Annotated in this window: 9 protein-coding genes; 3 read left to right on the top strand and 6 right to left on the bottom strand. The window is 43.3% G+C overall.

Going from position 1 to position 15,451, the window contains the following annotated elements; genetic code table 11:
* Positions 1–210 precede the first annotated feature (210 nt).
* Positions 211–2,061, top strand: coding sequence for a translational GTPase TypA (gene typA, locus M917_RS07980; protein ID WP_021814295.1), 1,851 nt, complete (start codon positions 211–213; stop codon positions 2,059–2,061).
* A gap of 145 nt (positions 2,062–2,206) precedes the next feature.
* Here the strand turns inward: typA and M917_RS07975 are convergent, their stop codons facing one another.
* The 6 genes from M917_RS07975 to cysM all read right to left on the bottom strand — a co-directional run bounded on the left by M917_RS07975 (position 2,207) and on the right by cysM (position 10,332).
* A complete protein-coding gene (locus M917_RS07975; RefSeq protein WP_021814294.1) occupies positions 2,207–2,647 on the bottom strand; it encodes a hypothetical protein in 441 nt (146 codons plus the stop codon).
* Positions 2,648–2,915: 268 nt separating this feature from the next.
* Entirely contained in the window at positions 2,916–3,875 is a 960-nt protein-coding gene (gene mutM / locus M917_RS07970) for a bifunctional DNA-formamidopyrimidine glycosylase/DNA-(apurinic or apyrimidinic site) lyase (protein WP_021814293.1), read from the bottom strand.
* Positions 3,876–3,930: 55 nt separating this feature from the next.
* Entirely contained in the window at positions 3,931–6,483 is a 2,553-nt protein-coding gene (locus tag M917_RS07965; RefSeq protein ID WP_021814292.1) for a RelA/SpoT family protein, read from the bottom strand.
* A 377-nt stretch (positions 6,484–6,860) separates the two neighbouring features.
* Positions 6,861–8,414, bottom strand: coding sequence for a 23S rRNA (uracil(1939)-C(5))-methyltransferase RlmD (rlmD, locus tag M917_RS07960; RefSeq protein ID WP_021814291.1), 1,554 nt, complete (start codon positions 8,412–8,414; stop codon positions 6,861–6,863).
* 79 nt (positions 8,415–8,493) lie between these two features.
* Positions 8,494–9,318 (bottom strand): 3'-5' exonuclease, encoded by an 825-nt coding sequence (locus tag M917_RS07955; RefSeq protein WP_021814290.1) that lies wholly within the window; start codon positions 9,316–9,318, stop codon positions 8,494–8,496.
* A gap of 45 nt (positions 9,319–9,363) precedes the next feature.
* Positions 9,364–10,332 carry a cysteine synthase CysM gene (cysM, locus tag M917_RS07950; RefSeq protein WP_021814289.1) on the bottom strand — a complete coding sequence of 323 codons (969 nt, stop codon included), beginning with the start codon at positions 10,330–10,332 and terminating at the stop codon, positions 9,364–9,366.
* A 443-nt stretch (positions 10,333–10,775) separates the two neighbouring features.
* Here cysM and M917_RS07945 point away from each other — a divergent pair, with 443 nt between their 5' ends.
* A complete protein-coding gene (locus M917_RS07945; RefSeq protein WP_021814288.1) occupies positions 10,776–14,237 on the top strand; it encodes an ATP-binding protein in 3,462 nt (1,153 codons plus the stop codon).
* 321 nt (positions 14,238–14,558) lie between these two features.
* Positions 14,559–15,371 (top strand): crotonase/enoyl-CoA hydratase family protein, encoded by an 813-nt coding sequence (locus M917_RS07940; protein WP_021814287.1) that lies wholly within the window; start codon positions 14,559–14,561, stop codon positions 15,369–15,371.
* Positions 15,372–15,451 lie beyond the last annotated feature (80 nt).

Genomic DNA, 15,451 nt, shown 5'->3' with positions numbered 1-15,451 from the left:
TTGACAGGGTGTACATTAGCATAGCCATCTGTACGATGAATTCATCAGCATAGATATCTGATTATATTGAAATTATTTTATTTTTTTTGATCTTCACTATTATGAGGTTCTCTAAAAATAGCTACTCAATATCTGTCTGATTTATTATAGAAGTTTATCCAGCGGCGCTTACTGCTACTGCATTTTTTTAAGACAAAACGAGCATTTTATATGGCGAACGATATCAAACACCTGCGTAACATTGCAATTATTGCCCACGTTGACCACGGTAAAACGACTTTGGTTGATAAGCTATTACATCAATCTGGTACTTTTGGCGACCGTGCAAACATTGCTGAACGTGCAATGGACTCAGGTGATATTGAGCAAGAACGTGGTATTACTATTTTGGCTAAAAATACAGCTATCCGCTGGACAGATCAGACTGAAGACACTGAATATCGTATCAACATTGTGGACACTCCAGGTCACGCCGATTTCGGTGGTGAAGTTGAGCGTGTAATGTCAATGGTTGACTGCGTACTTTTAGTTGTCGATGCTGTTGATGGTCCAATGCCTCAAACTCGTTTTGTAACACAAAAAGCATTTGAGCAAGGTCTAAAGCCAATTCTTGTTATTAACAAAATTGACCGTCCTGGCTCACGCCCTGATTGGGTAATGGATCAAATATTTGATCTGTTTGACAACCTAGGTGCCACTGATGAGCAGTTGGATTTCCCAGTTGTTTATGCATCAGCATTAAATGGCGTTGCAGGTCTAGAAGCAGACGATTTAGCTGATGACATGACACCACTTTTCAAAACTATCGTTGATGTTGTACAAGCGCCACAGGTTGATGCAGATGCGCCATTCCGCATGCAAATCTCAAGCCTTGATTACAATAGCTTTGTTGGTGTTATCGGTATCGGCCGTATCCAACGTGGTAAGATTAAAACGAACACACAAGTTACGGTTATTGATAAGCATGGCAAAACGCGTAATGGTCGCATCTTAAAGATTATGGGCTATCACGGTCTTGACCGCATTGAAGTAGAAGATGCACAAGCGGGTGATATCGTCTGTATTACAGGTATTGATGCGCTTAATATTTCAGACACAATTTGTGATCCTAATAATGTTGAGGCGCTGCCAGCACTAACGGTAGATGAGCCAACCGTATCTATGAACTTCCAAGTAAATAATTCACCTTTTGCTGGTCGTGATGGTAAGTTTGTGACTTCACGTAATATCCGTGAGCGTCTTGAGCGTGAACTGATTCATAACGTAGCATTACGTGTAGAAGATACTGAATCTCCTGATAAATTTAAAGTATCAGGTCGCGGTGAGCTTCATTTGTCTGTACTGATTGAAAACATGCGCCGTGAAGGTTTTGAGCTTGGTGTATCAGGCCCAGAAGTTATTGTTAAAGAAGTTGATGGTAAGCTACAAGAGCCTTATGAAAACGTTGTCTTTGATATTGAAGACGGACATCAAGGTTCTATTATGGAGCAGGTTGGTCTACGCAAAGGCGAAATGACCAATATGGAGCTTGACGGTAAAGGTCGTATGCGCATTGAAGCGACCATGCCAGCTCGTGGCTTGATCGGCTTCCGCTCAGAGTTCTTAACACTGACTTCAGGCAGTGGCATCATGACGTCAAGCTTCTCACATTATGGTCCGCAAAAGATCGGTGATGTTGGTGGTCGCTCTAACGGCGTATTGGTTTCTATGGCAAATGGCACTTGCCTAGGCTTTGCACTGTTTAACCTACAAAAGCGCGGTAAACTATTCGCTGAGCCACAGCTTGAAGTTTATGAAGGTATGATTGTTGGTCTAAACTCTCGTAACGATGATATGGCCGTCAATCCTACCACTGCTAAGCAATTAACCAACGTTCGTGCTAGTGGTACAGATGAAGCGTTGACTTTGACGCCAGCCGTTAAATTTACGCTTGAACAGGCACTTGAATTTATCCAAGATGATGAATTGGTCGAAGTAACACCAAAAGCGGTTCGTATTCGTAAACGCTATTTGACCGAGAGTGAGCGTAAGCGTCATGGTCGTGGTAAGAAAGGTGCTTAATAGTTTGATTTAAGTTGATAGTTTGACTTAAGCAGAATCAAACAACAAAAAAGGCTAACGCAATGTTAGCCTTTTTTTATTGTCTATTAATAAAGTTATTATCTTGGATAATCGTATATTATTGAATTGTCTTAAAAATAAATGATTATGGAGTCACGACTACATAATCATTAGTGTTGATCAAAATCTCTGATGGTTGGTCGACGACGATGCGTATAATATTATTATTATCGACTTGTGATTTATAGTAGTTATCTTCGGCGACAGTGCAACCCAAGCAACGTCCCATTGCATCCCAAGGTTCGACAAATAGCTTCTGCTGCGCCTGATCTGCGTTACCACCGATAAGTGAAAAAGGCAAACTAACCAGATAAGCGGCAGTGCCTGCAACGGCGGTTACAAGTTGTAAAGGCTTACCAACGACAGTATCAACCACCATGGTTTCGTAAGAAGGTCCAAAATCTGTTTCATCAATTTCTATTGCTGCCAAGGCGGGCTGCATACTAGCGACCAATAAACTTAAACTTGCGGCTACAGTAAAAACTTTCTGTTTAACTGTGCGTCGGTTCTTGGCTTTAACAGTCATAACGATATCCTAAAATTCATAATTAATATGATTGCTTGCTGCTGTTATTTCTACATAGAAATACCGCGGCGATGATAGATGAATTAAATATTACAGACAACTAAACAGTATGCACTATTTATGTAAATCCTAGCACTATTAAAGCAAGATGCGCGTTAATAAGCAATACAAATGCGCGCCGTTTAGCCGTCATAGCAAAAATATAAGATAGCTGACTATGACATGCCCTAATGTTTCAAATCTATTTTAATTGCCCATGATAAGGTTTTTAGGTGATAGGTTGGCAATGTGGACAGTAAACGCTGGCTCGGCCATTAAGTTTGATATTCTCGAGCATTGTCTCACAATGTGTACATGCTTCACCTTGCCTACCGTAAACGTTCAACGTCTGTTGGAAGTAACCGGTTTGGCCACTTGCCACTGTGAAGTCTCGTAGTGTCGACCCACCAAGTTCTATTGCTTTTTGTAAGATAACTTTAATGTGACCAACCAAAATAGCGATTTGCTCATAGGATAGTTGATGAGCAGGGATAGCAGGGTGTATGCCTGATAGATACAAACTTTCTGTCGCATAGATATTACCAACGCCAACCACAACCTGTTGTTCCATAATGACTGATTTGATAGGGCGGGTGATAGGCTGTGGTGATTTAGGTGATTTGGTTTTATTGGCTGCTTTATCGATAATGCTTTTATTAGATATGTGTTTATCTGCTAGGTTTGTACGTTGGATTAAATGGTACAGATAGTCAGCAGTAAATTCATCTGACAGTGGCTCAGGACCCAGATGATCCAATAGTTTAGCACTATAATCCTGATACCATAAAACTGAGCCAAAACGTCTTGGGTCATGATAATGTAACTGATATTTTGTATTATCTGCATCGTTAAAAACGATCATCAAATGATCATGTTTGCGTTTCTCAGTACCGTAACGGTGCTGCTGTAAGCTACCTGACATCCCGAGATGAATCAATAGCTGACGCGGCGCTGATGTATCAACTCCAGCAGCAGTGTGAGCATTATTGGGCGCTACTGGCAAAAAATTTAGTATTAAATATTTCGCTCGACGTTCGACGCTATTTAATGTGTGATTGACTAGCTTATCTAAGTCATCGGGCATCGACCAGCGTAGCTTCGGCTGAAATATTTTTAGATCAACGACTTGTTGCCCCAATAATGGTGAAAGGCTGGTCTTAGTTGTTTCTACTTCGGGCAATTCAGGCATGGTGTTTTTAGGGTGACTCTTTGATTAAAAAAAGGTGTACGAATTTATTTTTATATTAAGCAACGGCACGCCGAGCATGCAATATACCATGTTGCTGCTCCAGTTTGGCCAACAGTTTGGATAAATGTGCCAAGCCTGAAACTTCAATATGAAATTTCAAAAAGGCAATGTTATCGTCATTGCTAAGCGTTTGCACTTGGCGAATATTGACGTTTTCTTTGTCGATAATTTGCGTCAAATCCCGCAATAGCCCCCGTCTGTCATAGGCCTCTACGTGAATATCAACTGGTTGATAACGACCAGACTGAACCCGCCAAGCTGCTTCTATGCCGCGTTCAGGATCGCGCTCGATAAGGCGTGAATATTCAGGGCAACCACGGTTGTGCACACTGACACCTCGTGACAAGGTAATATAGCCAGCTATCGGCTCACCATGTACAGGATGGCAGCAGCCAGCTAAGTTAATTTCGATATTATCCAGCCCATCGATACGAATTTTGTAAGCATCAAGTTTGCTTGCATCTCTGGTGTCTGCGCTCGGTACAAAATCCTCTGGATCTGTTTCAGGTTCTAAATGTAGCTGCCGAGAAATATGGGCAGTCAGCTGATTTAGACCAATGTCGCCTGTCACCAATCCAACGATTATGTCATCGGTAGTATTGACGTGAAAATGCTGAATATAGTCATTCAAATCGATGCTATTTGGATGCACAGATAAACGCTCAAGCTCTTTGCTGAGCATTTGACGGCCAATCTCGATATTTTTATCGCGATCTTGTTTGTTGAACCATTGCCGCAGTTTTGAGCGGGCGCGATTGGTATGAATATAACCAAGTGAAGCGACCAGCCAGTCGCGATTGGGCTCACGTGAGGCCTTGGTAATGATTTCGACTTGTTCGCCAGTTTTGAGCTGATAGGTCAGCGGTACATAGCGCTGATTGACTCGAGCGGCCTGCGCACGGTTACCAACTTGCGTATGCACATAATAGGCAAAATCAAGGACGGTCGCGCCTTTTGGCAGCTCGGTAATGTCTCCATCACGGCTAAAGATATAAATACGTTCGAGCTCATCAAAATCAACGAGTTGCTCTTCTTCATCAAGGCCCATCTCATCTATGTCTTCGCCTGTTACTAAAGACGAGCGTGGCTGATTACGCGTTTCATTATTGATAGATAATAGCTGACGCAGAGAGTTGATCCGTTGATTAAGGTAGTTGTCCTTTTTGTTTTTCAGACCCTCTTTGTAATTGACATGTGCGCACATGCCAAGCTCGGCCTCAAAATGCATTTCATGAGTACGAATCTGTACTTCAAGCGATTTGTTCTCAGCAATCACCGCCGTATGTAATGAGCGGTAGCCATTGGACTTAGGATTGGTAAGATAATCATCAAATTGCTCAGGAATATAACGCCATAAACCGTGTACCAATCCGAGCACGTGATAACAATCTGAGGGGCTAGTCACCAGTACCCGCAGCGCACGAATATCATAGAGCTGATCGAAAGATAAACCTTTGAGCTTCATTTTTCGGTAGATAGAGTAGATATGCTTGACGCGTCCAGAAACTTCGCCCTCAATATTGGCTTCTGCCAACGCTTCATTCAGCTGGTCTTGCACGCGCTGAATATAGGACTCGCGTTCGCTGCGTTTTTCAGACAGCAGTTTGGCGATCTCTTTGTAACGTTCAGGCGCAAGATAACGAAAGGCTAAGTCCTCAAGCTCCCACTTAAGTTGCGCGATACCCAATCGATGCGCTAACGGAGCATAAATAGTCATGACCTCACGTGCTACGCGGCTTTGACGCTCTTCATTAGAAAAGGTCAATTCGCGCATGGCAAAAGTACGCTCAGCGAGTTTAATCAGTACCACGCGCACATCGTTGGTGACAGAAATGAGCATGCTATAAATATTAGATAGCTGGTCACGTTGATTGTTGACGAAGTGATCTTCTAAGCGTTTATTACTCTCAATAATTTCAGACAGCTGCCCCATGGCTAGAGTATCTTTGACTAAGGTCGATATGTCCGCCCCAAAGTTTTTTTCTATATCAGCGAGACTGATGACTGATTTACGTGCGCTACGATATAGCATGGCCGCGACAAGGGCATCTTCGTCTTGATACAGATAGGTCAATATGTCGGTCATACCGATACCAGTCACATAAGCGCCTGAACGCTCAGACTTGCTGGTATTCATATGATTGCGGATAAATTCACAAGCAGCGCTTAGATTGGGTACGGACTCTTGCCCAATACGCTTGGCTACATTGTCTAACCAAGTAGGAATATCAATATTCATCTGATCTGAGTCAATCGTTTCAAGCTCTTTTTTTGAAATCGCATGATTTTTATCTAAAAGCAGATTGTCAGAATATTCATTTTTGAGCTTTGGATCATGACTGTGAAGAGCATATAAAGCTGAGCGATCAAAAGTGGTGTGTAGCTTATGAGTGGACAGCTGGTATTTGATATCGAGCGGGATTTGGGCATAGCTGTTGGCGGACTGATGAGAGCGTTGGCTCGCGACCAGTTGCGCCGCCAGTGCTGCACTATCGGCTTGCGTGGTCTGTCCATCCACTAGCGGTAATCCTTCACGAATTTTTACCATAGCCGACTCCTCTTAGCTATTTTGAATTGATTATAACCTCATCTACTATGCCTACACTTTGAATTTATGATTCACCAAGTGTCAGATATAAGCCAGTATGGCTGCTAAAAATCTCTATTTCTAGCAGCCATAAAATGCGCGTAAAATATATAAAGTTATGAGTGCAAATATTCACTATGTTTCGACTAAGTAAACATAAGAAGATTGTTTGTTATTATCGCATTTTGAAGCGACAAATCAAGGGAGGCTATGTAATGTCTGTTGTTAATTAGAATAAATAGCCGTCATTTATTAGCGTTGCTTAACTTAAGTTTTGATTAAGAATAAGTTGCTGAAAATACGGCTATTTTGAAAGGTTCAATTAACGAAGAAGGGTACTAAACGGCTATTTTCTCAAAACGAGCGATTGACTCGACATGACCCGTATGGCAAAACATATCCATCACGCCAGCATGAGTCAAACGATAGCCTTGCTCTAACAATGCTTTGGTATCGCGAGCAAGTGTTGCAGGGTTGCAAGAAACATAAACGATGCGCTCGGCATTGAATTTAGGCAAATACTGCATAATCTCCCATGCACCAGAACGCGGTGGGTCAATTAATAGCGCATCAAAGCCTTGATTGGCCCAAGGTTTGTCAGTGCAGTCTTGCGTCAAGTCTTGGCTATAGAACTCAGTATTGGTGATGCCGTTGCGACGTGCATTATCAGCGGCGCGTGCGGTCATGGCTTCGCTACCTTCAACACCAATAACTGAGCCTGTTTCACCAACGAGTCGCGCTAACGGCAAGCTAAAATTGCCCAATCCACTAAACAGATCCAGTACGCGTTCACCTGCTTTTAACTCTAGCAAGTCGCAGGCAATTTTGGTCATTTGACGGTTCACAGACAGGTTTACTTGCGTAAAATCGGTAGGAATAAACTCAAAAGTGAGGTCATACTCTGGTAATTGATAATACAAGCGTCCAAACTGCTGGCTCATGTCATCATCATTCGTTAAGGCGATACGCTGAATGCTATCAACACCCTTAGACTGTAAATATAGTTGCCAATTGCGGGCAGCAAAAAACACTTTTAATTTATCTATATCAGCATCTGACAATGGTTCCAAGTTGCGCACAATAAGAGCAACGGGTTGATTGCCATCGGGCAGCTCAGGTATTTGCTCACCCATGGCCAATTCAAGCTGGGCAATCTTGTCACGGCTCTCTAATGTGCTAATTAGCGTTTTTAAATTTTCAATCTCAAAACCAATGCGTGGATCTAAGATATGACATTCATTTAACTCGGCTAAGAAATTACTTGAGCGCTCACGGAAACCCACCAATGCCGTTTCTTTTTTGACGACATAACGGACGCCAAGTCGAGCTTTAGTGCGATAACCTAAACGGTCGCCGACGACTGGCTCAAGCCAATGATCCGGCGCTACATTGGCTTGATGCATAAGCATTTCAGCCAGTACAGATTGTTTAAAATTGATTTGTCCTACAGGTTCCCAGTGCTGCAAGTTGCAGCCGCCGCAGACGCCAAAATGTGGGCAAGGCGGTACGGCGCGTTCAGGATTTGTATTGGCAGTGATGCTGATTGCATCGCCTTCCTCAAAACTGGCACGGCTATTGGTTATTTTGACCAATGCGCTTTCACCTGGCAACGCAAAACTGACAAAGACTGTTTTGCCATGTTTGTCTTCAGCGTGGCCATCATCAACCCCAAAACCATTGCCATAGATGGCAACACCGCGACCATCATGTGACAATCTATCAACGGTAAAAGGAATCGGCTCTGCCTCTTTCAGACGACGACGCGTCTTTGGTGAGGGCTTGGATTTTTTTTTATTAGGTGGAATAGCAATGGCTTGAGTATCGTTGGCTTTTTGCACGGCATCTTGCGTGGTATCAAGCGTTGTAGACGTTTTTGAATCGGTGGGTTGCATAAACCTGCCTTAATAATAAATGATAAATAACTAAAAATAGGGTAATGAGGGTAACAGCCATTATATGTAATACGGTGTTTTATGATTTGGGTGCAGATGACCAGTCCGCAATGAATTCTTGATGGCGTGCACTGCCATCTGCTTGGGTATACTTTGCTAGATAATCATAGCTCTGCTGTTGCCAAGCATCAAAATCTGTGGAAGACAGCTCTCCTGTCAAACGCAACCAGCGCAAATAGATCAGCCAAGTATTCATGACGTCAGACTCACAATATATCGATAGTGTCTGCCAGTCGTCATTGCTAACGAGATCGCCAACCATACTGCCATCGACATCTGTTTTGCCCGGTAGGCCATATAAACTTGCAACCACATCCATCGCTTCGCGGCGACTGGCACCGTATTGGCTAAATCTGTCCATCAAATCAAGATGGCGCGTGTGGAAGCGATTGACATAATTATCGAAGCGCATGTTTTTGATACGTGCGCCTTCTTCAAACAACCACGGTGCGGACAAATCATACTGCATGGCACGATATATGAGCACCGGAATATCAAAACCTGAGCCATTCCAGCTGATGAGCTGTGGCAGTTTTTCAAGGTCACTAAATGCTCGAAAAAACTTGGCAATAATGTCTTTTTCGTCAAACTTATCGGCTGTCAACGAAAATAACGATAATTTGCCATCTTTAATATATAAGGCTGAAATACAAACGATGCGCTGTAATGGCAAGCGCATAAAATCATGTCCAGCCTCTTGTGTGCGTATCGCAGTCAATGCACTTAATGCATCCGCATCATTTAGATCCGCCAATTGCGGATAAATACGGCGAGCCGCATCAATATCAGCGACGGTCTCAATATCAAAGACTAAGATAGGGTCGGATGGTAGAGCTTGTGGCATAAGGATTCCTGATTGAACCAACTAAACTGAACGGCGTTCTGTGCGTTAATTAACTTCTGTACCATCATCAACACTGCTGTCTTCAATACTATAGAGACCTGTCGATAAGTAACGATCGCCACGATCGCAAACAATAAAAGCGATAACGGCATTAGGGTTTTCTTTAGCCACTTGCAGCGCCGCCCATGCCGCTGCGCCTGAAGACACACCCGCGAAGATACCTTCGGTTTTGGCCAATTTGCGCATATAGATTTCTGCAATGTGCTGATCGATATCCATGATTTCATCGACCAAATCTGCATCAAAGATGCCTGGCATATAGGCAGCAGGCCAGCGACGGATACCAGCGATAGAGGCTTCTTCATCTGGCTGAAGACCAATGATTTTGATGTCTGGATTTTGTTCTTTTAAGTACCGTGAGACACCTGTGATAGTACCGGTAGTACCCATGGAGCTTATAAAATGCGTAATTTTACCGTCAGTTTGTGCCCATAGCTCAGGGCCCGTGGTCAGGTAATGTGCTTGGCTGTTGTCTGGGTTGTTAAATTGATCTAAGACGATGCCTTTACCATTCGCCTGCATCTGCAGTGCCAAATCGCGCGCCGCTTCCATGCCTTCATCTACTTCGATTAGCGTGGCACCGTAAGCAATCATCGCATCTTTGCGCTCTTGAGTTGAGTTGGTTGGCATCAGTAATGTGATTGGATAGCCACGCATGGCTGCTACCATGGCTAAGGCAATGCCCGTATTGCCGCTGGTGGCTTCGATTAACATGTCACCAGGTTTTATATCACCGCGTTGTTCTGCTTGATAAATCATATTAAAAGCAGGACGGTCTTTGACAGAGCCAGCTGGATTATTCCCTTCAAGTTTGGCCAATAATGTCGCATCATTGGTAATGTGTGCTTGTTCAGGTAGGCGCTGTAATCTGACCAATGGCGTTTGACCGACGCAATCAGCAAGGGTCGTGACTTGAGTGATAAAGTTGGCGTTTGACATGGCCGTAGCGGACATAGGGTATCCTTATTGGTTTCCAAAATTGATTGTCGAGTAAAGGCGTATTTTTTAAATAGAGTTTTGATTTCTGGATAACGGCTTTATATCAGTAGTATGTTTTTTGCATCACTTTACTTTTGTACTGTGAACAGACTATATCAAAATAAGCTGACGGTTTTTACAAAAAACTGGTGACAAGTAAGAGGTTGCATCATTATATCATTTTGTTTTTGGCTACGCTGAGGGCATCCAGAAATTTTGGTAAATGAGAGATATCTAAACATGGCCAGACAATTGAAATGCGTTCTAGCCATCTCATTTGTTAGCAATGATCGGTGATGATGACCTCTATGCGCATAAATGCTGTTAAAATACCCAAAATAGATAGAGTTTAACGATGACTAGCAGCTGGTCACTGTTATTGATACCTAGCACAAACCCCAGTAGAGAGTAATGCTCGCATGGCACACAAAAAACGTTTTGATACCAGTAGTGCATATGGTCAGCTCATTATATTGGTGTTTTTGCCCATTTGTGTGTTGGCGGCGGTCGGTGGTATTTTGGTTTTTTACGAAACCATGCGTGCTAGCAATTCAGAGCAAGAGGTACTGGCCGAAGCGGTGCTGATTCGTTATACGCCAGCAATTGCTGAGCTGATTCCTGAGCTGTTAGAGCAAGCACGTAATGACGTTGATGTTAGTGCAAATGACACATCGAAAACAGAAGGAGCTCAGCTCAAGGGTATCCAAGATAAGCTGAATCGCATGCAGTCCGAGCAGCATGTACAGCGCATTGCTATTATTAACGAGAGCAATCAAGTACTTGCCGCCGTAGGCTATGGACGGGATGAAGCTTGGCCTTTGATAGGGCTACAAGAAAAATTCTTATCGCAAAGACCAACCCCTATTGGTACGGCTTATGGCAGTGTGTTAGGAGAGTTTAAAGGCCAAAGAATGTGGTTGTTAGTGGACATGGACAACGAGCCACTGTACATTGCGCGTTATCGGATTGCTATGGCGCTAGTGATCACGGGTTTGTTCACTATTTTGATTTTATTGCTGAGCTTGAATATTTATTCAAAACGTTGGATAGCCCCAATTTATGAGCTACGTTTGCAGCTGCAACGCACCCATGTCGACAATCTGTATCACCCCATTCCCGTTGAGTCGGATGGTGAACTGAATTTATTGCAGCAGGACTTGGTCAAAACGTTGCGCCGGTTGCACAGAAGTTTTCAAGAATTAAAAGATCATGCCGAACAAACAGAAGATGATTTGCGCCTTGCTTTTGATGAGATGGAAATGCAAAACATCTCTATCCGTAATGCGCGTGATGCAGCTATCTCCACCAGTCAGGCCAAATCGGCGTTTTTGGCCAATATTAGCCATGAGCTGCGCACTCCTCTGAACAGTATCGATGGCTTTATTAATTTGCTGGCACGTCATGGTGAATTGAATCCTGAACAAGATTTGTATGTGCAAACCATACGCAAATCCTCGGCACACTTATTGGCACTCGTTAATGATGTTTTGGATTTTTCTAAGATTGAAGCGGGTAAACTGGTACTTGATCGCCATGAATTTGATCTTTATGACACCATTTATGATGTGGTTGATATGCTCTCACCTGTGTCCGCAGAGAAAGGTCTGCGTATGGCAGTACTGTTTTATAATGACGTACCGATGCGTATCAATGGTGATGCCCTGCGCCTCAAGCAAGTATTAACCAATATCGTCGGTAATGCGATTAAGTTTACTGATAGTGGCGATGTAGTAGTGCGCGTCAGCTTGGACGATCACCGTGACAACTACTTGATGATTAGTGTACAGGACAGCGGCAAAGGGATATCTTTGGCCGATCAAAAGATGCTTTTTCAAAGCTTTAGCCAAGGCGATCCCTCAATCACTCGCCAATACGGTGGTACGGGATTGGGTCTGGTCATCTCCAAGCAATTGACTCGGCTAATGGGCGGCGATATTGGTTTTCATGACAATGCTCAAGAAAACATTGCCAATCAAGGCGCGACTTTTTGGTTTCGTATGCCAGCGCATGTTGATGTGTTAGAAGCCGCTACTGGTCAAACCATTGAGCTGCCAGTGTTAGCGCCACTAGCGAGTGCTACCGACGAATTCAATGTTTTGGTATGGATCAATCATACCGCGTCTATCCAAGTGCTCAAAGCCAGCCTACAGTATTTACCGATTAAACTGACCCAAGCCAATTCACTGCCTGGAGTGCTTGAGTCACTAAAAGAGCATGGCAACTATTGGGATTGGGTCATCGTTGACGATGATACGCAAGACGATATGATGGCGCTACTCAAACAGATTCGTCTCCATTATCAAGGCAAACTTGCGGTATTTGGCTATCAAGTGGCCGCCGATCAAGCACTATTGAATCGTTATCACGCCAATATACTGTATGAGCCACTAGACAAAAGGCAGCTCTATGCCATGCTGGATACACAAAGTCGCAGCGTTCCAAAGAGCATGCAAGAACCCCGTTGGAAAGGGGTGACTGTGCTGGCAGTGGATGATCATCTGCCCAACCTACTGGTGCTTGATGCGTTGCTGAGCGAGCTTGGTATTCAGGTGATTACAGCGAGTAGTGGTTTTGATGCCATAGAGATCATCAGCAAACAACAAACCAAAAATATCAAAACTACTAAAAACGACAAACAAAGTCTCTCAAATAAAACCCAACTCTCTAAAGCTGAAACCCGTGATGAGGTCAGTAAAAAAGCAAATAGCACGCTTTATGAAGAGGCGAGTGTGGATGACAAAGGCGCGGCTCAGGATAAAAACAATATTGATTTAATATTTATGGATATTCAAATGCCACGTATGTCAGGTCATGAAGCGGCGCGCCAAATCCGCAACATTGAGAATGATGACAGCCGCATACCTATCATTGCTTTGACCGCGCATGGTTTGGCTGACGAGCGTGACAAGCTTATCGCAAGCGGTATCAATGACTATGTGGGTAAGCCCATCAGCCAGCCTCAGTTATTGCAAGTGCTGCAAAAATGGCTTGGACGCACAACGACCACGGCACAGTTGGCGTTGCCTGACACCACTCTACATAGCGTTGATCCGCAAGCGATTGACTTGAACGATTTACAAGCCACGGTATTGCAAAATAGCGATGCTGAAAACTATTCAACTTGGCCTTCAGACTCTACCGTCATTGCTTATCCTATGGTTAAAAATCATGAGAGTAATCACACCAGTGCCTCTGATATAACCAACCAGCCAAAGATCACTCGACCTTTATCATTGAAAAAAATTCGGGATGATTACTTGCGCGATAGCCAGCCTCGTGAGGACTATAGACGAGAAACGCCGCGCAATACTCAGCCGCGCTATGAGAGTATACGCTTGCAAAAACAAGGGTCGTCGTCATCATTGCATCCGCCTAAAAACTCCGTGGACAGCTCTCATGATGAGGTGACAACAGACGCAAGCGGCGCAACCCATCTTAGCCGCAATCATTTAAGTGTTAGTTATATTAATACTCTAGATATTTTAGATTGGCAAGACGCACTTACTCGCTCTGCGAACAAACCAGATCTGGCAGCCAAACTCATCATTATGATGCTTGATACCATTGATAATGAAAAACAGGCATTGACGCAAGCGTGGGAAACACGCGATCGTCATATGCTGGCACAAATTGCCCATCGTATATTGGGCGGCAGTCGTTACACTGGTGTGCCGCAATTACGTCAAGCCAGCCAAGATTTAGAAGACAAATGCTTGTTGAATGTCCAGCACACCACACCGGCACAGTTTGCGATGCTTGAACCTTACTATGACTCATTGTTAATCGCGTTAAATAATTTACAAACGCTAGATTTGTCATTCTATCCTCAGCTCAATTATCACCGCTTAAGTGAAAATGATATGACTTGGAAAATGATATAAATTGAAAAATAAAATCGATATTTTTTCGCAAGATCAGTATTTTTAAGAAATCATTGTTTTCAATAGGCAGAATAGATAGATAGATAGATAGATAGATAGATAGATAGATAGATAGATAAATAAATAAATGGTTGGTAAATAAATAAATAAATGGTTGGTAAATATTTTATGGGTGCATTGTGTAGAGTGCCGTGGCAGTCAGTTGTTGCTGAAGTAGAGCAGATGTAAGCCTGTTAGTATTGCGACTATCAACGCTATAGTCAACGTACTTATAAGTCGTTACGGCTTCGACTATATATTTATTTTCTAATAAGGATGGTTATGAACACAGTTGCCACTTACCAGTATGAAACCCTACAAGTTAGCATGACCGATACTATCTTAATGGTTACTTTAAACCGTCCCCACAAAAAAAATGCCATGAGTTTTCAGGTCATCAATGAGCTGATTGCCGTGGCTGGTCGCGTTAGCAAAGACAGAACTATACGAGCAGTCATTTTAAATGGCGCAGAAGAGACGTTTTGTGCAGGCATCGACTTGGGTGATTTAAACCATCCAAAGAATCAAGCATTTGCCCTTTGGGAGCTTATAAAGCCTTGGCAAAGCGCATTCCAACGCGTTTGTCTTGTGTGGCGTGATGTACCTGTCCCTGTTATTGCGGTTTTAGAAGGTTATTGCATTGGGGCCGGGCTACAATTGGCACTCGCTTGCGACGTGCGCATCAGTCACCCTGATTGTAAATTGTCTATTATGGAAGCCAAGTGGGGCTTAGTACCGGACATGGGTTTGACACAATCCGCCTTTGGGGTTGTACGAGAAGATATCTTAAAAGAGCTGGCAATGAGCGCTCGTATTATTGATGCCAACAAAGGCCATGAGCTGGGTCTAATTAGTCATTGTAGTGAGACGCCACTCGAACAGGCACAGCAACTTGCTGCCGAATTTGCCGAGCGTTCTCCTGATGCCGTGCTGGCAAGTAAGCGAGTGATTAACGCCATGTATCAGCAGCCTGCGACAACGCTCTATAAAGAAAAGTTATGGCAGATTAAAATGATGCTTGGCCGCAATCGTAAACTGGCGCTCAGAAAAGCCAAACAAGCCAGTACAGCGTTTGCCAAGCGTCAGTTTAATTAATCAATTTTTTTATTAAAAAACGTTTGTTTAAAAATTTTAAGTGTATAGTCGATTCACTTTAAAAGAAGTGAATACTATTA

It is taken from the genome of Psychrobacter aquaticus CMS 56 (assembly GCF_000471625.1).
Classification (GTDB): Bacteria; Pseudomonadota; Gammaproteobacteria; order Pseudomonadales; family Moraxellaceae; genus Psychrobacter; species Psychrobacter aquaticus.
This window is presented reverse-complemented; position numbering and strand designations above follow the sequence as displayed.